This window comes from Brevibacterium metallidurans (assembly GCF_037101285.1).
In the GTDB taxonomy this organism is placed as follows: domain Bacteria; phylum Actinomycetota; class Actinomycetes; order Actinomycetales; family Brevibacteriaceae; genus Brevibacterium; species Brevibacterium metallidurans.
Genome location: NZ_BAAAAF010000011.1, coordinates 116,662 through 138,484 on the forward strand (window position 1 = coordinate 116,662; position 21,823 = coordinate 138,484).

At 68.2% G+C, this 21,823-nt stretch carries 17 protein-coding genes; 5 read left to right on the forward strand and 12 right to left on the reverse strand.

The window, feature by feature from the left end; genetic code table 11:
• Positions 1–29 precede the first annotated feature (29 nt).
• The 6 genes from AACX88_RS13390 to AACX88_RS13415 all read right to left on the reverse strand — a co-directional run bounded on the left by AACX88_RS13390 (position 30) and on the right by AACX88_RS13415 (position 5,997).
• A complete protein-coding gene (locus AACX88_RS13390) occupies positions 30–785 on the reverse strand; it encodes an iron ABC transporter ATP-binding protein (RefSeq protein ID WP_339393439.1) in 756 nt (251 codons plus the stop codon).
• Complete coding sequence (locus AACX88_RS13395) at positions 782–1,948, reverse strand: iron chelate uptake ABC transporter family permease subunit (RefSeq protein WP_339393440.1); 1,167 nt, start codon at positions 1,946–1,948, stop codon at positions 782–784. The genes AACX88_RS13390 and AACX88_RS13395 overlap by 4 nt, the downstream gene beginning before the upstream one ends.
• Before the next feature lies 1 nt (position 1,949).
• Positions 1,950–3,023 (reverse strand): ABC transporter permease, encoded by a 1,074-nt coding sequence (locus tag AACX88_RS13400; protein ID WP_137826987.1) that lies wholly within the window; start codon positions 3,021–3,023, stop codon positions 1,950–1,952.
• Between the two features lie 72 nt (positions 3,024–3,095).
• Positions 3,096–4,088 carry a siderophore ABC transporter substrate-binding protein gene (locus AACX88_RS13405; protein ID WP_137826986.1) on the reverse strand — a complete coding sequence of 331 codons (993 nt, stop codon included), beginning with the start codon at positions 4,086–4,088 and terminating at the stop codon, positions 3,096–3,098.
• 188 nt (positions 4,089–4,276) lie between these two features.
• The gene (locus AACX88_RS13410) at positions 4,277–5,386 is read right to left on the reverse strand and encodes an inositol monophosphatase family protein (RefSeq protein ID WP_137826985.1); all 1,110 of its coding nucleotides are present in this window, start codon (positions 5,384–5,386) and stop codon (positions 4,277–4,279) included.
• 368 nt (positions 5,387–5,754) lie between these two features.
• Positions 5,755–5,997: a hypothetical protein gene (locus AACX88_RS13415; protein ID WP_339393443.1), complete on the reverse strand. Its 243-nt coding sequence runs from the start codon at positions 5,995–5,997 to the stop codon at positions 5,755–5,757.
• Between the two features lie 328 nt (positions 5,998–6,325).
• Between AACX88_RS13415 and AACX88_RS13420 the strand changes: the two genes are divergently transcribed.
• Positions 6,326–9,211 carry an FAD-binding and (Fe-S)-binding domain-containing protein gene (locus AACX88_RS13420; RefSeq protein ID WP_339393444.1) on the forward strand — a complete coding sequence of 962 codons (2,886 nt, stop codon included), beginning with the start codon at positions 6,326–6,328 and terminating at the stop codon, positions 9,209–9,211.
• 12 nt (positions 9,212–9,223) lie between these two features.
• On the opposite strand, the gene AACX88_RS13425 is transcribed toward AACX88_RS13420, so the two are convergent.
• On the reverse strand, positions 9,224–9,613 hold the full coding sequence (locus AACX88_RS13425; protein ID WP_137826919.1) for a universal stress protein: 390 nt from the start codon (positions 9,611–9,613) through the stop codon (positions 9,224–9,226).
• Positions 9,614–9,746: 133 nt separating this feature from the next.
• Positions 9,747–10,835 (reverse strand): GlxA family transcriptional regulator, encoded by a 1,089-nt coding sequence (locus AACX88_RS13430; protein ID WP_339393445.1) that lies wholly within the window; start codon positions 10,833–10,835, stop codon positions 9,747–9,749.
• A gap of 70 nt (positions 10,836–10,905) precedes the next feature.
• On the opposite strand from AACX88_RS13430, the gene AACX88_RS13435 reads away from it, so the two are divergent.
• Positions 10,906–11,613, forward strand: coding sequence for a cysteine hydrolase family protein (locus AACX88_RS13435; protein WP_339393446.1), 708 nt, complete (start codon positions 10,906–10,908; stop codon positions 11,611–11,613).
• 132 nt (positions 11,614–11,745) lie between these two features.
• On the opposite strand, the gene AACX88_RS13440 is transcribed toward AACX88_RS13435, so the two are convergent.
• Positions 11,746–12,726: a helix-turn-helix transcriptional regulator gene (locus AACX88_RS13440; RefSeq protein ID WP_339393447.1), complete on the reverse strand. Its 981-nt coding sequence runs from the start codon at positions 12,724–12,726 to the stop codon at positions 11,746–11,748.
• Positions 12,727–12,882: 156 nt separating this feature from the next.
• On the opposite strand from AACX88_RS13440, the gene AACX88_RS13445 reads away from it, so the two are divergent.
• On the forward strand, positions 12,883–13,515 hold the full coding sequence (locus tag AACX88_RS13445) for a mycothiol transferase (RefSeq protein WP_339393448.1): 633 nt from the start codon (positions 12,883–12,885) through the stop codon (positions 13,513–13,515).
• A gap of 260 nt (positions 13,516–13,775) precedes the next feature.
• Here AACX88_RS13445 and AACX88_RS13450 read toward each other — a convergent pair whose 3' ends face one another.
• Positions 13,776–15,380, reverse strand: a complete 1,605-nt coding sequence (locus AACX88_RS13450) for a malate synthase (protein ID WP_339393449.1) — start codon at positions 15,378–15,380, stop codon at positions 13,776–13,778.
• A gap of 193 nt (positions 15,381–15,573) precedes the next feature.
• Positions 15,574–16,869 (reverse strand): isocitrate lyase, encoded by a 1,296-nt coding sequence (gene aceA / locus AACX88_RS13455; protein ID WP_137826914.1) that lies wholly within the window; start codon positions 16,867–16,869, stop codon positions 15,574–15,576.
• A gap of 180 nt (positions 16,870–17,049) precedes the next feature.
• Here aceA and AACX88_RS13460 point away from each other — a divergent pair, with 180 nt between their 5' ends.
• Positions 17,050–18,501 carry a helix-turn-helix transcriptional regulator gene (locus AACX88_RS13460; protein WP_171007123.1) on the forward strand — a complete coding sequence of 484 codons (1,452 nt, stop codon included), beginning with the start codon at positions 17,050–17,052 and terminating at the stop codon, positions 18,499–18,501.
• A gap of 151 nt (positions 18,502–18,652) precedes the next feature.
• Here AACX88_RS13460 and AACX88_RS13465 read toward each other — a convergent pair whose 3' ends face one another.
• Positions 18,653–20,134 (reverse strand): FAD-dependent oxidoreductase, encoded by a 1,482-nt coding sequence (locus AACX88_RS13465; RefSeq protein ID WP_339393451.1) that lies wholly within the window; start codon positions 20,132–20,134, stop codon positions 18,653–18,655.
• A gap of 36 nt (positions 20,135–20,170) precedes the next feature.
• On the opposite strand from AACX88_RS13465, the gene AACX88_RS13470 reads away from it, so the two are divergent.
• Positions 20,171–21,607 carry a site-specific DNA-methyltransferase gene (locus AACX88_RS13470; protein ID WP_339393452.1) on the forward strand — a complete coding sequence of 479 codons (1,437 nt, stop codon included), beginning with the start codon at positions 20,171–20,173 and terminating at the stop codon, positions 21,605–21,607.
• The last annotated feature ends 216 nt before the right edge of the window (positions 21,608–21,823 follow it).

Sequence of the window (21,823 nt, forward strand, 5' to 3'; positions counted from 1 at the left end):
TGCGAATCAGCAGCCCCGGCCCGAGCCCCTCAGTAGTACACAGCGAGCCGACCGCGGGGGCCGTCGACGACATCGACGGGGGTGTCGAAGACTCGGGTGAGCAGCTCGGCGGTGATGATCTCCTCAGGCGTGCCGAACTCCGCGACCTTCCCGTCCTTCACGGCGCAGATGTGGTCGGCGTAGTGACCGGCGAAGTTGATGTCGTGGATGACGATGACGATCGTGCGGCCCATCTCGCTGGCGGCACGGCGCAGGTGCTGCATCATCTGCACGGAGTGCTTCATGTCGAGGTTGTTCAGCGGTTCGTCGAGGAGGACGTATTCGGTGTCCTGCGCGAGCACCATCGCCACGTACGCGCGCTGCCGCTGACCGCCGGAGAGCTCGTCGATGAACCGGTTCTCCAGCTCCCCGAGCTCGAGGAAGTCGATCGCGCGGGAGATGATCTCCTCATCCGCCGTCGTCAGTCGCCCCTTCGAGTACGGGAAGCGGCCGAAGCCGACGAGCTGTCGGATCGTCAGACGGGTGATGAAATGGTTCTCCTGGCGCAGGATCGACACGATCTTCGCGAGGTCCTTCGACTTCGTCGAGGCCACGTCGTAGCCGGCGATCTCGATCGCCCCGGCGTCGATGTCGAGCAGCCGCCCGATCATCGTCAGCAGAGTCGATTTGCCCGCGCCGTTGGGTCCCACGAGGGCGGTCACCCCGCCCGCCGGGATGTGCAGGTCGACGGGCCCGATCTGCACTTTCTCACTGTAGTTCTTGGCAACCTCGCCGAGTGTGATCACAGTCGACCCTTCCGCATGATGACGAAGAGGAACACGCCTCCGCCGATGACTTCGATGATGATGGAGACCACGCCCTCGGCGTAGAAGATGTTCTTGAGTACGAAGTACGCGCCGCCGAGCACGACGAACCCGAGCAGGCCCGCCATCGGCAGCACGTACCGGTGGTCGTAGGTGTCGGAGAACTGGTAGGCGAGCATCGCGACGAGGAAGCCCAGGAAGATCATCGGCCCGATCATCGACACCGACACCGCCATGAGGATCGAGGCGAAGACAAGGATCTTGATCATCTCGCGCGTGTGATTGAGCCCGAGGTTGCCGGTCACTCCCTTCCCGAGCGCGAGGACGTTGAGCCTCGGCGAGGACAGGTAGATCCCCGCGCACGCGATGAGGCACAGCGGGATCGCGACGGGCAGGTACGTCGCATCGGAGTTCGCGATCGATCCGAAGAGGCGCGCGGAGAGGACGTCGAATTCGCTCGGGGTCAGGGTGCGCTGCATGAACGTCGCCACCGACCCCAGTCCCCCGCCGATGACGACGCCGACGAGCAGCATGACCTCGACGTTCGCGTACTTCCCCGACAGCAGCCAGCCGTAGAGCGCGAGCGAGAGCCCGACCATGGCCGTGAGCTGGAGGGTGAAGGGCACGAGGCCGCGGAGCTCGACGAGCGCGGTGACGCCGAAGAAGTACATCGCCGAGGTCTGGACGGCGACGTAGAGCGATTCGAAGCCCATGATCGAGGGCGTGATGATCCGGTTGTTCGTCACCGTCTGGAACGCGACCGTGGCGAACGCCTGGCAGAGGGCGACGATGATGAGGACGACGAGGCTGCGCCCGCGCAGGCCCGCGATGAGCCAGAAGCCCTCGTCCGTGATCGGCAGCGGGTTGTCCCAGGCCAGGAGGCCGAACGCGATCCCGACCGCGGCGACGGACAGGATCGCGATGATCGTCCAGTACCGCTTGCGTGCCCGACGCGTCGTCAGCGGCCCGGAGTGCCGTGAGGACCGGTCCTTCGCCGAGGCGGTCGCGGGGTCCGCTTTCACCGGAGTCGTCCGCCGGTTCCCGGGCTCCGAAGGGGCGGTCCCGTCCTTCGGGGTGCCACCGTCCTTCGGGGCGCCCGCGGATTCTGTCATCGGCCCGGGGCCGTGAATGTTCGTATCGGTCATGTCAGCCGCGCCTCCTCTGACGCAGGATCAGGGCGATGAAGACGGCGGCCCCGACGATGCCGAGGATGAGCGAGACCGGGACCTCGAACGGGGCGATGATGAGGCGTCCGATGAGGTCGCAGACGGTGACGATCGCGATGCCGAGCAGGCACACCCACGGCAGGTTCGAGCGCAGATCGTCGCCGCGGACCATGGAGACGATGTTGGGCACGATGAGCCCGAGGAACGGCAGGTAGCCGACGACGACGGTGACGACGCCGGTGGCGATGGCCACGAGGATCGTGCCGACGAGGATGACCTGGTTGTACTTCAGGCCCACGCTCGTCGAGATCTCCTTGCCCAGGCCCGCGACCGTGAACCGGTCGGCGGTGATGAACACGGCGACGACGACGATCGCGACGACCCAGAGGACCTCGTACTGTCCGCGCAGGATCGAGGTGAAGCTGCCGGCGAACCAGATGCTGAGGTTCTGCAGCATGTCCGTCGAGACGGCGATGAACGTCGTGATCGCCCCGACCACGGCACCGAGCATGATGCCGACGATGGGGACGATGAGCGAGGACTTCAGCGAGACGCGGCGGAGGAAGAGGAAGAAGATGAGGGTGCCGATGAACGCGGCGAGGATCGCGCCGAGCATGCGCTGGAGGATCGTCGCCTCGGGGTAGATGATGACGGTGAGCATGAGGCCGAGCCCCGCCCACTCCGTCGTTCCCGTCGTCGTCGGCTCGACGAATCGGTTCTGTGTGAGCAGCTGCATGACGAGCCCGCACATCGCCATCGCGGCACCCGCGAGGACGAGCGCGACCGTGCGCGGGATCCGGGTGATCTGGAACATCTCGGCACCGTCGGCGGCCCCGAAGATGTCGTAGACCCCGGTGAGCAGGGAGGCTGCGAGGAGGGCGAGCACCGCAAGCGTCGCGACACCCAGCTGCCAGCTCAGCAGCCGTCCTCGGGTCTTCGCCGTCGACCGGCCCGCTTCGCCGGGCCTCGGTGAGACGGATTCGTCCCCGCCGGGGTTCTCCCCCGCCGAGGTGGTCGCGCGGGTCTGCCCGCCCGTGATCTCTGAGTTCGTCATGCTGTCGTTCCCGGTTGGGCCGTGGCGGCGCATCCGCGCCGCCACGGCGTCTCCCCTACGGGATGTCCCGCGTTACTTCTGCGCTTCGAGCTTGTCGGCGAAGGAGTTGAAGAACTCGGTGTACGTCTGGATGCCCTCGTTGAGGTAGGTGTCCTCGGGGAAGTAGACGATCTTGTCGTTCTGCACCGCGGGCACGGACTTGAGTGCCTCGGACTTCTCGATCACCTCGGCGGCCGGGGCCGAGCCCTTCTCACGCTCTTCGGGAGCGAAGGAGGCGTCACGGTCCATGACGATCATGAGGTCGGGCTTCGACTGCGCGATGGCCTCGACCGAGACGTCGTCGCCCTTGTCCCTGTCGCTGCCTTCGGGCACGTCGAGGGCCGGCTTGAGGCCGAGGATGTCGAAGACCGGTCCGACGGTGCGGCCGACGCCGGGAGCGGAGTAGCCGATGTCACCGGCGGTGGTGATGACGCCCATCGCCTTGTCGGTGCCGTTGTAGGCCGACTTCGCGCGCTCGATCGACGCGTCGAAGTCATCGACGAGCTTCTTCGCCTCGTCCTGCTTGCCGAAGATCTCACCGAGGGTGGTGGTCTGGCGGCGCAGCTCCTCGTCGAAGGGCTTGCCGTCGCGCGGATCGAGCTCGAGGACGACCGCCTCGGGGGCGAGCTTCTGCAGGTCGTCGTGGAACTGCGCGAAGCGCTGTCCGTTGACGATGAGGTCAGGCTTCGCGGCGACGACCTTCTCGAGGTCGGGTTCGCGGTGGTTGCCGAGGTCGGCGATCTTGTCGTTGTTCGTGTACGACAGACCCTCCGGCATGAGACCGCGGGCGGCGGCCTTGAGTTCGATGCCCCAGGAGTCGAGGGTCTCGAAGGTGCGGTTGTCCGTGGCGACGACCGAGGTCGGCGGGGACTTCACGGTCTGCTTGCCGTTGTTGTCCTCGACCGTGACGGTGCCGGAGGCGCCGGCGGCGTTCTGCTCGCTGGATTCGGCACTGGCACCGCAGCCGGACAGGGCCAGGGCCAGGACGCCGAGAGCGGCGCCGAGGCGGAGTCGGGTCGAGATCATCGTGTTCTACTTCCTTGAGGCGATCGTTCGTATGCAGATGAAAGTCATCTGTGATTTAGCTTAGCCTAAGCTTCAGGAAATAGAGGATGTGAGTATGCCGTTAACCGCGTCACATTTCCGTCGAGGCGGTGCCGCGTCGGTCACGGCCCGAGCGCCCGGGGCAGAGTCGCCGAGGCGCAGCCCCGGGCTCAGATCGTCTCGACGAGTCGTGCGAGTTCCTCGGCCGAATCGGCTGCCGCCGTCGGACCGCCCGCTCCCCCGCGATGGACGAAGGCACCCGCCTCCTCGGCGATGAGGGCGCCGCCCGCGTAGTCGTAGATGCCCAGCCCGCGTTCGGCGTAGCACGTCACCTTCCCCTCGGCGACCATGCAGAGGTCGAGCGCCGCCGAGCCGCAGCGGCGGATGTCGTCGTAGCCGTCCATGAGCGCCGGCAGCTTTGCCAGCTGCCGGGCTCGATTGTCGCCCTTGTAGGCGAAGCCGGTGGCGAGCAGGCGACCCGACAGTCCCGCAGGCGCACCGGAGAGTCGTATCGCCGAGGTGGGGGCCGGTGCGGCGTCCGCGGTGCCGGGCGGTTCGGGCATCCGATCGAACAGGCGCCCCTCGACGCGGTAGGCACCGCGACCCCGCGCGGCCACGAAGGTCGCACCGAGGCCGGGCGAGGCGACGAGCCCGACGAGCCAGTCACCGGCGGGATCACCTCCCGAGGATCCTGCGGCCGGGACGTCAGCAGAGCTGTCGGCGCCGGCGTCGACCGCCTCGGCGGGGGCGCGGAGGACGCCGACGGAGAACGCGAAGTGCTCGATGCCGCGCACGAAGTTCACGGTGCCGTCGATCGGGTCGACGTGCCACTCGAGACGGACCGCCCCCGTCGGCGCATCGCCGGATGACTCGCTCGCTCTGCCGGGGGCGCCACCGCTGGGACCGTCACCATTGAGTCCGGTATCGGTCACCTCGGCGAGGCGACCGGTCACGGGATCGAACGAATGGAGGCGGAGGAGGAACTCGCGGTCGAAGAACCCGACGGGATCGAGCGCCTCGGCGCCCTCTTCCCCGACCATCCGGTCGCCGGGCCGGGCGGCCGCGAGGTACCCGCGCACAAGGGATTCGATCTGCGCATCGGCGAGCGTGACGAGGTCGTTGGGCGAGGTCTTCGTGTCGATGACGGACTCATCGAGATCCGTCCCCAAGGACGAGCGCCAGGCGCTCATCCGCTCCCACGCGATGACGGAGAGGTCGGCGGCGATGCGGACGATCGGGTCGGCGACGAGGTCGGCGGGCAGGGATGTCGAAGCGCTCATGCCGTCACTCTAACGTGCGCGCCCGAGCGCGGAGCCGCAGTCCGCCAGGACCGAATCCGGGTCCGCCGCGGGGCATGCTCATCGACGTGACCACCAGTGCGAACACCGTCGTGAACACGGTCGGAGAATCGGCGGAGAACCCGCGAGAAAGGAGTTTCAACCACCTCGGCGAAGGGCGCGGAAATACCTTTAGGAGGATTCTTCAACTTACCGTGTAAACAAGAAAAGAATCGCCGGGAAACGAAGAATAGGCACAAATAGCCTTACCCTATAAAAATCAGAGATCCGCCGGGACTACGCCCATCCCATCGATACGCACACACGAAGGCGGACGGCGGGGCGACCCGCCGTTCCCCTTCCCGACTGCGTCACTCGGCGGCGGCTGCCGGCACTTCGGTGCCGGCCGATTCGGTCCGAGCACGAGCGGCGTCGCCCGAGCCCTCCGAACGCTGGACGCGTCCGTGCCTGCGCACGATCTCCTGCACTGCCTGCGAGGAAGTTCCGGCGGCCTCGGCAATGGCACCGAAGGTCGCCCCCTCTTCGCGTGCTCGGAGGATCGACATGACGTAGTTCGTGTTGATCTTGGTTCGCTGCCGGGAAATTCTGCGCACAGCCGCAACCAGGGCTGTCTGATCCACTGTTAATTCGCGAGCGCGACGTGACATTGTTTCTTTCCTTGCCTGCACATGTGGCCCACCGCCACAGGAAAATGTACTTCCATTAAATACCACGACAGCGATGTCGCGCCAATTTTTCCCGGATCCTGGAAGGAACTGTTCTAATCTGAGCGCGAAGTGTGAGTAAACCGCAAACCGGTGCAATTTTCGCCAGCGACAATGCCGGTTGTCGGGCCATCCGCCATTGTCCCCAGGCGGACACTGGCATCGCTCGCCTTGGACACTTGATCAGTCACATGAGATTCGGTGGCAGAATGCACCCATGACCGCTGCTTCGGCCGAGGCTCTCGGCGTCGAACTCAGAGCCGCCGGGATCAGCGATGTCACCGTCGACGACGCCGACCGTGCGGCATACTCCTCCGACGCCTCTCTGTTCCGACTCGTCCCGCAGGCCGTCGTCCTCCCCCGCGGAGAGGAGGACGTCGCCCGCACGCTGAGCGTGGCCCGCCGCCTCGGCGTCCCTGTCGTCAGCCGCGGTGCCGGCACCTCGATCGCGGGCAATGCGATCGGCACGGGCATCGTCCTCGACTTCTCCCGGCACATGAATGCCGTGCTCGACCTCGATCCCGTCGAGCAGAGCGCGTGGGTCGAGGCCGGATGCGTCCATGCGAGCCTGCAGGCGCGCGCCCGTGCCCACGGTCTGCGCTTCGGACCCGACCCGTCGACCCACACGCGGTGCACGATCGGCGGGATGATCGGCAACAACGCGTGCGGGCCGTGGGCGCTGGGCTACGGCCGCACGGGTGAGAACATCCTCGCTCTGCGCGTCATGCTCGTCGACGGCACGATCGTCGAGCTCGACGAGACGGACCCGCGCGAGCTCTTCCCGCGCCTCCATGCCCTCATCGGCGAGCATCTCGGGGTGATCCGCACGCATCTGGGCACCTTCTCCCGGCAGGTCTCCGGGTACGGTCTCGACGCACTGCTGCCGGAGAACGGCTTCGATGTCCGGCGGGCGTTCGCCGGTTCCGAGGGGACCTGGGGCGTCGTGCTGGAGGCGAAGATGCGGCTGGTCGCCGAGCCCGCGCACACCTCGGCGGTCGTCCTCGGCTATCCGGACATGGTCGCAGCCGCCCGCGATGCCCCGCTGCTGCGCGACTTCCCCGTCGCCGCATGCGAGGGTCTCGATGAGCGCATGCTCGATCGGGTCGTCGCCGCCAAGGGGGCAGGCGCCGTCCCCGCCCTGCCTCAGGGCGCAGGCTGGCTCGTCGTCGAACTCACCGGGGACGACGCTGACGTCCTCGCCGGTCAGGCCCAGCGCCTCATCCGCGAGTCCGCCTCCCTCGACGCCGCCGTCGTCGATGCCGCAACCGCGGCCGAGATCTGGGCGATCCGTGCCGATGGTGCCGGGCTCGTCTCGCGGACGCCCGACGGCCGCGACGCCCACGCCGGGTGGGAGGATTCCGCAGTTCCGGTCGAGCACCTCGGCGACTATCTGCGCGATCTCATGGATCTGCTCGATGCGCACGGACTGTGGGGAATCCCGTACGGGCACTTCGGGGACGGGTGCGTGCACATGCGCGTCGACTTCCCGCTCGAGGCCCCGGACGGTCCGGCGGTGATGCGGCGCTTCCTCGTGGCGGCGACCGAGCTCGTCGCCGGCTACGGCGGGTCGGTCTCGGGTGAGCACGGGGACGGGCGGGCGCGCTCGGAGCTCCTTCCGCTGCTCTACCCGCCCGAGGTCATCGCCCTCAACCGCTCAGTCAAGGAGCTCTTCGATCCGCGTCATCTGCTCGGTCCCGGCGTCATCGTCGATCCCTACCCGCTCGATGACTCGATCCGCCTCGCCGAGGTGCCCCACCGGACACGGCTGCCCGGGCCGCTGGCGATGGCGTATGCGGGTGAGGCCGAGGGGTTCGCCTCGGCGGTCCACCGCTGCACGGGGGTCGGCAAGTGCCGGGCGGATTCCGCGGCGACCGGCGGGGTGATGTGCCCGTCGTTCCAGGCCACGAGGGATGAGCGGCATTCGACGAGGGGGCGGGCGCGCGTGCTCCAGGAGATGGTCTCCGGGGATCTGCTCGAGCCCCGGTGGGACTCCCCCGCCGTCGCCGAGGCGCTCGACCTCTGCCTGTCCTGCAAGGCGTGTGCGAGCGAATGTCCGACGGGCACCGACATGGCCGCGTACAAGGCCGAGGTCCTCCACCAGACCTACCGCGGGCGGCTGCGGCCGCCCAGTCACTACGCCCTCGGGTTCCTTCCGCAGCTCGCCGCCGCGCTCACCCCGGTCGCGGGTGCCGTCAACCGTCTCGCCCGTCTGCCCGGGGTCGGTGCCGTGGGAAAGCGGTTGGCAGGGATCGATGGGCGCCGGTCGATTCCGACGTTCGCGACGACGACGTTCCGTCGCTGGTGGGATGACCGCGCCGAGGTGGGAGCTGGGTCGGAGTCGGGCGCGGCGGCGGGGGCCGGGTCGGGGACGGCACGACCGGTCCACCTCGGCGAGGTCGTCCTCTTCGCGGACTCGTGGTCGAACCATTTCGCGCCGCGGATCCTCGCGGCCGCCGTCGCGGTCCTCGAGCATGCGGGAGTGCGGGTGCGCGTCGTCGAGCAGACCGTGTGCTGCGGTCTGCCGCTCATCTCGACGGGACAGCTCGATGCGGCGAAGACGCACCTTCGTCAGACGATCGCGGCACTCGATGCGACCGGGCAGATGCCGATCGTCGGGGTCGAACCGTCATGCTTGGCCACGCTCAAGGACGATGCGCAGAAGCTCCTCGCCGACGATGCGGCGGAGCGGGTGGGAGCGCGCGTGCGGACCCTCGCGGAGCATCTGCTTGAGATCGGCGCCGAGCTTCCCGACCTTGCCGGCATCGAGGCGATCGTCCAACCGCACTGTCACCAGTCGGCGGTGCTCGGGACGGCCGCGGATAAGGAGCTGCTGTCGCGGGCGGGGGCGAGCGCGGAGTTCATCGGCGGGTGCTGCGGGCTGGCCGGGAACTTCGGGGTCGAAGCCGGTCACTACGAGACCTCGGTCGCCGTCGCCGAGCTCGCCCTCCTGCCGGCGCTCCGGGACTCCGAACCGAACAGGGCTCGCGTCGTGCTCGCCGACGGGTACTCGTGTCGGACGCAGATCGCCGACCTCAGCGATGCGCGCGGCGTCTCCCTGGCCGAACTGCTCGCGTGGGGTCACGGACTCGAGTCCGCGCGGTGAACGGCGGGAGCTTCAGGCCTTCGCGGTGAGCACGGGGACTTCGGCTTCGAGGAGGATGCGCTGGGCCTGCGAGCCGAGGATGAACTTCCCGATGGCCGAGCGCTTGCGCAGGCCGATGACGATGAGCTGCGCGTCATGCTCGGCGGCGAGGTCGTTGAGCGTGCCCGGCACGTCGTCCTCGTGGTCGGGCTGGAGCACGCTCACGGCCACTCCCGCCTCCTGACCAAGGGCGACGATGCGATCGATGTCGTCCTTGTCGATCTCGGTCGGGGCGCCGCTGGCGCCGCGTCGTTGGGAGTTGACCACGACGGCGTCGCACGTGCGCAGTGCGGCCTCCGCGAATCCCGCGCGCAGCGCCGCCTCCCCTTCGGGGGCAGGAAGATAGCCGATGAGAATCGTCATGGCATCAGTATATGGACGACGTGTGAAGCGATTCACCCTCCGGCCACTTCCCGGACACCTCGCCGTCACCGTCGCGGGAAACGCACTGTTGGTGTCGGGGCCGCTCCGGGGCCGCCTCGGGGTCGGTCTGCTGTCAGCGCGGAGGATTGCCGGCCCGGGCGGCGAACGTCGCGCGGTAGGCGTTCGGGGCCACCCCGAACTTCACGGCGAAGTGCTTGCGCAGATTGTCACCCGAACCCAGTCCCGAGTCCGCGGCGACAAGGTCGATCGGCAGTGCGGTCGTCTCGAGGAGCTGGCGGGCGACGTCGAGGCGCATCGCGGTGAGCCATTCGTGCGGGGTCAGCCCGGTGAGGTCGCGGAAGGTGCGGAAGCATGTGCGTTCGGTCAGCCCGAGCTCTCGGGCGAAGCGCCGCACCGACCAGTCCTCCTGCGGGGCGGCGGTCACGCGGGCTTCGAGGGCGTGGAAGTCGCTGTTCGCCGAGGCGCTGCGAGCGAGATCGATCACCGTCCTGTCGACGAACTGCGCCTGATTGCCAGTGCGGCGCAGCGGCAGGACCATCGACCGCGCGATGTCGGCGGCCACCGAGGCGCCCCACGCCTGATCGGCGAGGTGGAGGAGGAGATCCCCTCCGGCGCTCACTCCCGCCGAGGTCCACACGCGGTCCGCGCCGACAAAGATCTCGTCGGGGACCACCTCGGTGTCGGGGAAACGCGTCGCGAGCTCATTCGCGAACCGCCAGTGCGTCGTCGCTCGTCGTCCCGCCAGCAGTCCCGCCTCAGCGAGGGCGAAGGCGCCGGTGCACAGGGCTGCGACGATGCCGTCGAAGGTGCGCACCCGCGTCAGGTCAGCCTCGGCGAGGCGGCCGAGACGCACCTCGGAACCCGGCACGACGAGCAGGCGAGCGGGCCGCTGACCTGCAGATTCAGCGACACGTGCGGGGCTGGGCTTCACGGCTCCCGTGTCGACGGTCAGCACGGCACCTGAATCGCAGCGCACGTTCGGCTGGGAACCGACGAGGCGGACGCGCACGGGCGGGAGTCCTCTGGCCGACCGGTCGGAGAAGACCTCGAGGGCGGTGGCCACGTCGTACATGCGGACCTCGTCGAAGACGAGGATGTCGATGGCGAGGCTGCCGTCCTCGAAGGCTGGGTCCTGGGCGGATGGGTCCGCGGAGCTCGCATCCTCGAAGGCCGGGTCCGGACGGCGGTCATTCTCTCTCATGGCACGATTCTATTGCCCACTGGCATATCCGCCACTGGTCGCTCGACGACGACCGGGGTGGAATGGGGACATGACCACCACGCAGAACAGCCTGACCACACCCACCTCGGCGCTCATCGTCATCGACATGCAGACCGGATTCCTCGACCCCCACTGGGGCGAACCGCATGACCTCGAGGGATGCCGCGCGAACGTCAGCGCGCTCATCTCCGCGTTCGCCGCGGCCGGGGCGCCGATCGTCCTCGTCCGCCACGACAGCACGAAGCCCGCCTCTCCTTTGCGACCGGACGCCGCAGGCAATCAGCTCTTCGCCGAGGTAGCCCGCGCACCGCACGATCTGTTCGTGACGAAGACGGTCAACTCCGCCTTCATCGGCAGCCCCGACCTCGACGCGTGGTTGCGCGGGCGCGGCATCGACACGATCGTCCTCGGCGGCATCCAGACGAACATGTGCGTCGAGACGACGGCACGGATGGGCGGCAATCTGGGCTACCGAGTCGTCGTCGCACTCGATGCGACGACGACGTTCCCGCTCAGCGCCACCGTCGCGGCCGCCGTGCGCACCGACGGGATCACAGGATCCGCTGCCGAAGGAGCGGCGGACGAGGGTTCCTCCGGCGCAGATTCTGCGCAACAGCTCACCGCGACCCTCGAGACCCTGACGATCAGCGCCGAATCTCTCATCGAGGCCACCGCGGTCAACCTCTCCGGCGGCGGTTTCGCCGAGGTGACGACCACCGAGGATGTCCTCGCCCGCCTCGGCGATTCGACGATCTGACTTCGGCCCGGTATTCCGGCAACAGCGGGGCGATTCCACATCAGCAGGGCGTTCCGACACCGGCAGGGTGCGTGCACCGCGAAAATGTCGGAACACCGTGCTGAAGTTCGCCCGCGGACGCCCATCGGCACCTCAGTCGGCTAGCCCGCCTTCGCTCGCGCCCTCGTCCGCTGCGGCGCACATGTCGTCGATGCGCCCGCGCAGGTTCGCAAGCTCCGTGCGCAGCTGCGGCGGAGCGACGATGCGGCACGGAGCGGGAATCCCGAGCGCATACCCAGCCGCAGCCCCGAGGTCGGCGACTCCGAACTCGACACGCACCCGCTCCCCCACTTCGGAGATCGTGGCCCCGCGGGAGGAGAACCACGGGGCGACCTCGGACGCCGACGCGGTGATCTCGAGGATCACAGTGTGCTCGTAGGCTGCGACGGTGACCGCGCGTCGCACGGCCGCTTCGGCGTCGGGGCTCTCGCGGGGAGCGAATCCGAACGTCGTCTCATGCACGTCGACCATGCGGTCGAGGCGGAAGACCCGCCAGTCCTCGCGGTCGAGGTCCCAGCCGAAGAGATACCAGTGGGACCCCAGGACGACCATCTGGACGGGTTCGACGTGACGGTCGGCCGCCTCGGCGGTCGTCCATGGCTTCGCATACGAGAAGGTCACGCGGAGGCAGGTGGCGATCGCCGAGGCGAGTGCGACGATGGTCCCGTGGTCGACGTCGGGTTCGTGACCAGGGGCAACGGAGACGGCGGTGGCGACGGCGCGGACGGTTGCGCTCATCGTCGGCGGCAGCATGGTCTGCAGCTTCCGTCCCGCGGACTCGGCGTTCTCCGTGCTCAATCCCGCACCGCGCAGCAGGGCGAGTCCGATGCCGGTGGCCATCGCCTCGCCGGCGTCGAGCTGGAGCGGCGGCAGCATGGTGCGACTGCGGACGCGGTAGCCGCCGTCGACGCCGGGTGCTGCGTCGATCGCGTAACCGAGTTCGCGGAGGGAGGCGATGTCGCGGCGGATCGTGCGGGCAGTGACGGCGAATTCGGCGGCGAGCTCCCCGGCGGTGAACGACCGTCCGGAGCCGAGCAGGGCGAGAAGGCGGAGGAGTCTGCTCTCGGCGGTCATCGGTCTCCTCGGGGCGGTCGGGTCGGGCACCGGCTGGGCGTGCACCCCCCACCTCGGCGAACGTTCGACGATCCGGACTGGAGAACGGCGAACGATGCGGACATCATACGTCCGCGATGGACTCGATGATGGAGATGTTCCACCGATCACCACTCGATGCCACCGCCTCATCCAGGTCCACCACCTCACTCAGGAGCCCGCCATGCCGTTACGACCGAAACCGACGCCCATCTCAGCTTCCTCGAGCAGCAGTGCGCTCAGCTGCGGCTCACCGCCCTCGATCTCACCGATGAGCAGGCCCGCAACACTCCGACCGTGAGCGCGCTGAGCATCTCGGGTCTCCTCACGCACGGCGCGCAGGTCGTCTACGGCTGGCTCCAGCAGGTGCGCGATCCCTCTCTCGTCGCCACCGAGGACGACTATGCGCAGTTCAACGCCGCCCTCGGACTCGATGGCGCGTTCGACGGCGGCACGCTGCCCGATCTCGACATCGCCGAGGTGCTCGCCGTCTTCGACCGGGCCGTCGCCGAGATCGCGGCGACGAGGCAGGACATCGCCGAACGCGGCATCGACCTCGATGCGCGGGTGCCGGTGGCCAACCCGTGGATGCCGCAGGACTTCGCCATGACCGTGCGCTGGATCCTCGTCCACCTCACCACGGAGATGGCCAGGCATGCCGGTCACGCCGACATCATCCGCGAATCGATCGACGGCGCGATCTCCTACCAGCTCAACGCCCTCGCCGACGGACAGCCGTGGCCGCCGGAGGGGTGGAGCGACGAGGGCTGACGCCCGCCTCGGCGATTCGGTGGTCCGGCGATCCGACATCGGCGCGGTGAACCGAATTCGGCACGGCGACTCCACATCAGCACGGTGTTCCGACACCGGCAGGGTGCGTGCACCGCGGATATGTCGGAACACCGTGCTGAAATTCGCCCGCGGACGCACATCGGCACCCTGTCCTGACGTGACTCGCTGTGCAGTGCGAGTCCGTGCAGGTCCAGGGTGCCGATGCGGATCGGGGTCGGGGCATCCGCCGAGGCGGTGGCTCAGGCCGCGGTGACCGCGTCCTTGGCCACTCGGTCGACGAGGTGCTCGGTGTAGGCGGGCACCGTGAGGAACTCGGGGAACTCCTCGGTCAGGGCGCTGGCCCGGAAGATCTCGACCGCCTCGGTGACATGGTCGGCAGGGGTGCGCTCGATGAGGGCGAGCTCCTCGCCGAGGTAGCGCTCGACGAGCTGCCTCGTCACCTGCTGGCCGTTGTCGAGGGTGACCTCGTGGTGGATCCACTGCCAGATCTGCGAGCGGGAGATCTCCGCGGTCGAGACATCCTCGAGAAGATTCTCCAGCGCCACATTGCCGTTGCCGCCGAGCCACTCGTTGAGGTAGCCGATGGCCACGCGGATGTTGACCCGCACGCCTTCCTCGGTGACGACCGGTTCGAGCCCGGTGATGTCGAGGAGGTGATCGGCACACACCCGGACGTCGGGGCGCATGTTCTCCAACTGGTGCGGCTGCTCGCCGAGCGCCGCATCGTAGACGGCGAGCGCCGCAGGCACGAGACCCGGGTCGGCGACCCACGTGCCGTCGAAGCCCTGCCACGCCTCACGGGCCTTGTCCTCGCGCATCCGGGCGAACTCGGCGGCGACGAAGCCCTCGTCGGGGTGACTGGTCATGAGGTTCGTCATCGTCCCGATCGCATGGGCGCCGCGGCGGTGGCAGGTCCACACCAGACGGTCGGTGAACGCCTTCATCAGCGGCAGCGAGTTCGTCAGACGGTCGCGGTCGGGGAGGATGAACTCCGTGGAGTGGCGGAGGTTCTTCACGACGGAGAACAGGTAGTCCCAGCCGGCGGCCTGGAGGCCGGAGCAGTGATCGCGCAGCTCCCAGAGGATCTCCTCCATGTGGAACGCGGCCGCGATCGTCTCGATGTGGACAGTCGCCCGGATCGTGCCCTGCGGGATGCCCATCTCGTCCTGCGCCCAGACGAAGATCTGGTTCCACAGCCGAGCCTCGAGCGAGGATTCGAGCTTGGGCAGGTAGAAGTAGGGTCCCGTGCCGCCGTCGATGAGGTGCTTGGCGTTGTGGAAGAAGTAGAGCCCGAAGTCGACGAGTGCGCCGATCGCCGGCATCTGCTCACCGTCTGAGTTCGTGAACGTCAGGTGCTTCTCCGGCAGGTGCCAGCCGCGCGGGCGCATCCCGATCGTCGGCTGATTGCGGTTGCTCACTCCCGGCAGCCGGTCGCGCACAGCGAGGTAGAGGGCATGCTGTCCGCCGAGGATGTTCGCCCAGGTCGGGCTCGTCGAGTCCTCGAAGTCGGCGATGAAGACCTTGGCCTGCGAGTTCAGTGCCGCGACGATCTCGGGTTCGGTGACGGGGCCGGCGAGTTCGACGCGGCGGTCCTCGAGGCCGGGGGCGTCGAGGGAGCCGGCGACCTGCCAGGTCCGGTCGGCGCGCACGGCTGCGTAGTCGGGGGTGAAGCGGGGCAGGGTGCCGTCGTTCATCTCCGCCGACCGGTTGCCGCGCTTGGCCATGAGGGCGCCGAGGCGGTCTGCGAAGGTCTCGTGGAGGCCCGCGACGAAGTCGAGCGCCTGCGCCGAGAGAACGGTGTCGTATCCGGGTGCCTCAGGTGCGTTGATCGTGATGCGGGACATTGTCTTTCTCCTCACTCTTTCCGAGTGCTGTAAGGAACTGCGGTGTGCTGGATGCGGGTGCGGGGTGTGCGCTGTGTGGGGGTTCGGCGCGGACCGACGATGCAAACCCCGTGAAAACATCGTCGAGCCGCGCCGAGTCGGTGGGTTCCTCACCTGCCGGGCCGGTCGGGCCCGGCAGGTGTGGGGCGGCTGCTCAGTGGAACTGGGCTTCCTCGGTCGAACCGGACAGGGCCAGGGTCGAGCCCTCCGGGTTGACTGCGGTCGAGACGAGGTCGAAGTAGCCGGTGCCGACCTCGCGCTGGTGCTTCGTCGCGGTGTAGCCGCGCTCCTCGGCAGCGAACTCGCGCTCCTGCAGGTCGACGTAGGCCTTCATCTGCTCGCGGGCGTAGCCGTGGGCGAGGTCGAACATCGAGTAGTTGAGCGCGTGGAAGCCGGCGAGGGTGATGAACTGGAACTTGTAGCCCATCGCTCCGAGCTCGCGCTGGAACTTCGCGATCGTGTCGTCGTCGAGGTGCTTGCGCCAGTTGAACGACGGCGAGCAGTTGTACGCGAGCAGCTGGTCCGGGTGTTCGGCGTGGATCGCCTCGGCGAACTGCTTGGCGACCTCGAGGTCGGGCAGCGAGGTCTCCATCCACAGCAGATCCGAGTACGGGGCGTACGCGTTGCCGCGGGCGATGCAGGCCTCGAGTCCGTTGCGGACCTTGTAGTAGCCCTCAGCGGTGCGCTCGCCGGTGATGAACGGCTGGTCCCGCTCGTCGACGTCGGTGGTGATGAGCGTCGCTGCGTCGGCGTCGGTGCGGGCGATGATGACCGAGGGGACGTTCTCGACATCAGCGGCCAGACGGGCCGACTGGAGGGTGCGGATGTGCTGCGAGGTGGGGATGAGGACCTTGCCGCCGAGGTGGCCGCACTTCTTCTCGCTCGCGAGCTGATCCTCCCAGTGGACGCCGGCGGCGCCGGAGTTGATCATGCCCTTCATGAGCTCGAAGGCGTTGAGCGGACCACCGAAGCCGGCCTCGGCGTCGGCGACGATCGGGACCATCCAGTCCTCGACGGTGCTGATGCCCTCGGCGTGCTCGATCTGATCGGCGCGCATGAGCGCGTTGTTAATCCGACGGACGACCGCGGGAACCGAGTTCGCCGGGTAGATCGACTGGTCCGGGTACGTGTGGCCGGAGAGGTTCGCGTCGGCGGCGACCTGCCAGCCGGAGAGGTAGATGGCCTTGAGGCCGGCCTTGACCTGCTGGACGGCCTGGTTGCCGGTCAGCGCGCCGAGGGCGTTGACGAAGTCGAGGTCGTGGATCTCCTCCCAGAGCTTCTCGGCTCCGCGGCGGGCCAGCGTGTGCTCTTCGATCACCGAGCCGCGCAGCTTGACGACATCCTCGGGCGAGTACTCGCGGGCGACTCCCTGCCAGCGGGGGTTGGTGGCCCAGTCGCGGCGGATCGCTTCGATGTCGTGCAGTTCGTTCGGCGTGGTGTTCGCGCTCATGATGTCTCACTCCTGTGTTGTTCCGAGGTTCGTGTGATCCATCTTGGTGCGGCCGCAAGCCCTCCGACAGAGGAAAGTGGGAAGAAGATTCTCGCTTCTTCCCATTGGTGAAAATTGTGGCTTCTGTCATACTGGTCACACCCGCTCTGCACCACCCCGATCGCCACCTCGGAGGCCGTTGTGACCAGCACTCAAGCACCGAAGACGGAAACGAGCCCATCCGTCGACAACCTCAGTATCGGCAGAAGAATCAGATTTTTTCGCAAAGAGGCGGGTCTGACGCTGTCCGAGCTCGGGGAGCGTGTGGGGCGTGCGGCCTCGCAGATCTCGACGATCGAGAACGGCAAGCGGGAAACTTCTGTCACGCTGCTCGCGAGCATCGCGCAGGCGCTCGGCACCGAGGTCTCCGAGCTCCTCGACCCCACTCCGGTCGACGGCAGGCAGGCTCTCGAACTCGAGGCCGAGCGGAATCAGGCCTCCCCGATGTACTCCTCGCTCGGTCTGCCGCAGGTGCGCATCAAGTCCCTGCCGCAGGATGCGCTCGAGGCCATCGTCGGTCTGCAGCGTCAGCTCGCCGAGGTGCTCACCCGGCGGGCGGCGACCCCGGAGGAGGCCCGGCGGGCCAACCGGGAGCTGCGGGAGACGATGCGGGAGAAGAACAACTACTTCGCCGACCTCGAGAAGCAGGCGGCCGAGCTGCTCTCGCTTGCCGGCTACGAGTCGGGGACGGTGTCCCAGCGGGAGACGGCGACGATCGCGGAGAAGCTCGGGTTCAGCCTCCACTACGTCTCCGACCTGCCGTCGTCGACCCGGTCGATCTCGGACACCGCGAACCGGCGGATCTACCTGCCCAATGCCGATGCCGCCTTCGATCCGCGCACGCATCTGCTCACGAGTCTCGCCCCACACGTGCTCGGCCACGGGGCGCCGAAGGACTTCCGGGAGTTCCTCCAGCAGCGCGTGGATGCGAACTATCTCGCCGCGGCGGTCCTCCTGCCTGAGAGTGCGGCGGTGCCGGTGCTCACCGAGGCCAAGCGGAAGCGGGAGCTCTCGGTGGAGTACCTGCGGGACATGTTCGGCGTCGGCTACGAGACCGCCGCCCACCGGTTCACGAACCTCGCGACCGAGCACCTCGGCCTGCCCGTCCACTTCATGAAGGTCCACGCCTCGGGCACGATCCATAAGGCCTACTCGAACGACGGCCTCCCCTTCCCCACCGACCCGCTCGGGGCGATCGAAGGCCAGTTCGCGTGCAAGCGCTTCACCTCGCGCACGGTCTTCCGCGTCGCCGACCGGTTCAGCCCCTACTACCAGTACACGGACACCCCGCAGGGCTCGTACTGGTGCACGGCTCGGGTGCTGCCCGGCGGCGACTACGCCATCAGCGTCGGGGTGCCGTTCGCCCACGTCAAGTGGTTCGAAGGCAGGGAGTCCTCGATCCGCTCGCAGTCACGCTGCCCGGATCCCTCGTGCTGCCGCACGGCCCCCGAGGAGCTCGCCGCGAAGTGGGAGGACAACTCCCTGCCGTCAGCGAAGATGCATGCGTCCCTGCTCGCCGCCGTTCCGCCCGGCGCGGTACCCGGCGTCGATGACACCGAGGTCTTCGAGTTCCTCGAGCGCCATTCGGGTTGAGGGCGGCGCCGTCGGCGGAGGAGGGGTCGGGTGTGCCGGCGCCGGCGGCAGGTTCGGGGTGTGCCGGTGGCGGGGTCGACGTCGGGCTAGAGGTCACTAACGGCGACGGGGCCGGCTGTGCTGACGGCGATGTGTGCGGTTCGCCGCTGCCTCAGCGGCGTCCCGCGGACTTCAGGGCCGATGCGACGACGTGTTCGGCGATCGCCAGCGCCGAGGTGGCGCCCGCCTTCGGCACGGACCTCACCTGGGTGAGTCTGCCGCGAGTGGAGACGACGAGACTCGTGACGAGTTCGCCCTTGTCATCGATAACCAGCCCTCCCACCCCGCGCGGGCCCGTCGTCATGCCTGCGGTGTCGAGGTCAGGGGCGTAGCGCTTGATCCGCTCGACGAATGCCGAGGTGCTCGTCGCCGACCGGACGCCCTCGGCGGCCGCGCGGGCGTTGCGCTTCGCGAACTTCCAGAACCCGGAGAAGCCGAACGACGCCCCGAGGTCGCCGAAGTCGATGTCGCCGACCGACCCCTCCCCGCGACCGAGCGCGAGGTGTGTCGTCGGGCCGAGCAGCAGGGCACCTGAGACGGTGCGCGCGAGCACGGTCTCCTCGAACGGCTCACCCGGGTCGGGCACGGAGGAGATGATGCCGTGGACCGCCTCGGCGGCGGGGGCACTGAGCTGCGAATACGTGCTGGTCAGAGGCACGATTCTGGGCTCTGCTGAGAGGCCGGTCGCGGTCGCCAGCCGGTCGGATTGGAGGCCCGCGGCGACGAGGACGACATCGAAGGTCCCGGCGTCGACCTCGGCGGATGTCGACTTCCGTTCCGAGTTCCAGCCGTCGATGCGCTCTTCGGCCTGCTTGAACCAATCCTTGTCGCCGAACCGGGTGCGCAGCTCATCGCCGAGGCGACCGCCCAGACCGCTCTTCTCCGCGGGATCCGCGGCGGGCTCGGAATCCTCACCGCGGTAGGTCCGGGGACGGTCGTGGGCCTCGCCGTCGGGACCGACGACGATCTCGGTGGAGTAGCCCGATTCGCCGCCTTTCTCCACGCCGTCGTCCTTGGCGATGACCGGGCGAGTGCGTAGGCGGACTTCGCTGCTCAGCGTGTCGATGCCGGTGACCTCGGTGGAGAAGCGGAAGCGGCCCCCGGCGTCGCGGATCTCGGCGGCGAGCGCCTCGGCGAGGGCGGGGTAGTCGGTGATCGCGGTGTGCGGGGAGTAGAGGGCCTGGACGCCTCGCACGCCCGGTTCGATCTCCTCCATTCGGGCCCGGTCGACGAGGCGGATCCCGGGCACACCGTTCTTCTCGGCCCGGGAGGCGAGCTCCTCGAGGCGGTCGACCTCGTCGGTGTCCTGGGCGACGACGAGCTGCCCGCATTCGCGGTAGGGCAGACCCGCCTCGGCGAGATAGGGGATGAGGAGTTCGACGCCACGGCGGGCGAGTGTCGCCTCGAGGCTGCCCGGTTCTTCGTCGAATCCGGCGTGGACGATGCCTGCGGTGTGCCCGGTCTGGGCGCCGCCGACGGTTCGGCCGCGCTCGAAGACCGTGACCTCTGCGTCGGGGAGCTGACGGGTGATCTCGCGGGCGAGAGCCACACCGATGATGCCTGCGCCGACGACTGCCACTCGTGAAATACTCATAGGGCAATCTTGGCATCGTCAGAGGAGTTGGAGAAGATGGCGACGGCTCTGAGCTGGCCCGGCAAGGAGAAGTCGCTCACCCTCGGACGAGAGCTCAGCCAGACGGCGGGGGCCGGATTCGTGTCTGCCGCAAGGGGGCGCTCCTCGGGAGCGGCGGGGTCCGGTTCCACGAGCGCGGACGGCCGCTCCTCGGTTACGACGGACCGCCTCGGCGAGGGGACGGACGGAACCGGCGGACCACGGACCGTCGTGCCGGACCTGCGCGAGAACCTCCTCATCGTCGGGGACAATCTGCCCGCACTGCAGTCGCTGCTGGCCACGCATCGGGGGCGGGTCAAGGTCGTCTACATCGACCCGCCGTACAACACAGGCAATGCGCACGCGTACAAGGACGACGGCCACGATCACGATTCGTGGCTGAGCTTCATGGCGCCCCGACTCATGCTCGCCCGGGAGCTCATGCGCGATGACGGGGTGCTCTACCTCCACCTCGACGACGGGGAGAGCGCGTGGGCGCAGCTGCTCGGGCATGAGATCTTCGGGGAGGCGAATTCGCTCGGCACACTCATCCATCAGCGGGCGAAGGGCGGGGGCAATTCGCCGTCGTTCGTCCGCGGGCACGACTACATCCACGTGTGGGGCAGGGACGCCCGGTCCGCGGGGACGTTCCTCACGGAGAAGAAGGCGCCGGCGAAGGTCGAGGTCATCGACGGGCGGAAGATGCTCGTCGAGACCGATGTCCTGCGCACGAGCTTCGGCCGCTACGAACGCGGGTCCGAACGGCGGCTGATGTACGAGGACATCGCCGCGGTCAAAGGGGAGAAGAAGCTCGCCGAGGTGGATGCGAAGCTCGCCTCGGGCGAATTCATCCTGCGGCCGTGGGGTCCGGGCAAGCACGCGGTGGTGCGGGTGACGCCGTATGAGAAGGCGAGCTCGAAGCTCTATTCGATCATCAAGGCGCTCGGCGGGCAGAACGATCTCGAGGATCTGGGGCTGGGCGGGGTGTTCGGGTATCCGAAGCCCGTCGAGCTGGTCAAGACGCTCATCACGGCGCAGACGTTCTTCGACCCGAACGCGATCGTTCTCGACTTCTTCGCCGGGTCCGGGACGACCGCGCAGGCAGTCATGGCGGCGAACCGGCGTGACGAGGGACAGCGGTCGTTCATCCTCGTCCAGACCCCGGAGACGCTGCGCGGAGGTGCGGGTCGCGGGAGTGCGGGTGTGAGGAGTGCTGCTGCGGGTCGCGGGAGTGCGGGTGTGAGGAGTGATGGGGGTGGCGGTGGGGCTGGCAGTGCCAGCGCGGCGAGTGCCGGCGGTGGAGCAACGTCCGGGACTGCCGCGGCCGAACGCGGGGCGTTCACGACGATCAGCGAGCTCACCGCCGAGCGCATCCGCCGCGCCGCCGACGAACTCGCCCCCGGCCTCACCTTCACCGAAGTCACCGTCGCGGAGGCCCATGCCGCCGAAGCATGAGGCTCCTGCACTCGATCTCCCCGAGCATTCGGCCTCATCCCGCGAATCCAGCCTCATCCCGCGAATCCTGGACGCCGAGTGACGGTTTCCGCGCGGTGTCAAGCTGTTTGGAGTCACTCATGCTGCTTCACTAGTGAGTTGGTGACCTCCGACTTTCGGAGTCTCGTGGTTGATACCGACCACGCCGGCCGGCGCAGCCACACGTGGTGGTGTGTG

Bases quoted from the DNA above. Each gene is read 5' to 3' on its own strand.
- AACX88_RS13425 (WP_137826919.1), bottom strand. From the start codon at position 9,613: ATGACGATTCTCATCGGCTATCTTCCTGCCCCCGAAGGGGAGGCGGCG.
- AACX88_RS13445 (WP_339393448.1), top strand. From the start codon at position 12,883: ATGCCACCGCCTCATCCAGGTCCACCACCTCACTCAGGAGCCCGCCAT.
- AACX88_RS13400 (WP_137826987.1), bottom strand. From the start codon at position 3,023: ATGACGAACTCAGAGATCACGGGCGGGCAGACCCGCGCGACCACCTCG.
- AACX88_RS13440 (WP_339393447.1), bottom strand. From the start codon at position 12,726: ATGACCGCCGAGAGCAGACTCCTCCGCCTTCTCGCCCTGCTCGGCTCC.
- AACX88_RS13430 (WP_339393445.1), bottom strand. From the start codon at position 10,835: ATGAGAGAGAATGACCGCCGTCCGGACCCGGCCTTCGAGGATGCGAGC.
- AACX88_RS13435 (WP_339393446.1), top strand. From the start codon at position 10,906: ATGACCACCACGCAGAACAGCCTGACCACACCCACCTCGGCGCTCATC.
- AACX88_RS13405 (WP_137826986.1), bottom strand. From the start codon at position 4,088: ATGATCTCGACCCGACTCCGCCTCGGCGCCGCTCTCGGCGTCCTGGCC.
- AACX88_RS13470 (WP_339393452.1), top strand. From the start codon at position 20,171: ATGGCGACGGCTCTGAGCTGGCCCGGCAAGGAGAAGTCGCTCACCCTC.
- AACX88_RS13465 (WP_339393451.1), bottom strand. From the start codon at position 20,134: ATGAGTATTTCACGAGTGGCAGTCGTCGGCGCAGGCATCATCGGTGTG.
- AACX88_RS13395 (WP_339393440.1), bottom strand. From the start codon at position 1,948: ATGACCGATACGAACATTCACGGCCCCGGGCCGATGACAGAATCCGCG.
- AACX88_RS13410 (WP_137826985.1), bottom strand. From the start codon at position 5,386: ATGAGCGCTTCGACATCCCTGCCCGCCGACCTCGTCGCCGACCCGATC.
- AACX88_RS13450 (WP_339393449.1), bottom strand. From the start codon at position 15,380: ATGTCCCGCATCACGATCAACGCACCTGAGGCACCCGGATACGACACC.
- AACX88_RS13420 (WP_339393444.1), top strand. From the start codon at position 6,326: ATGACCGCTGCTTCGGCCGAGGCTCTCGGCGTCGAACTCAGAGCCGCC.
- aceA (WP_137826914.1), bottom strand. From the start codon at position 16,869: ATGAGCGCGAACACCACGCCGAACGAACTGCACGACATCGAAGCGATC.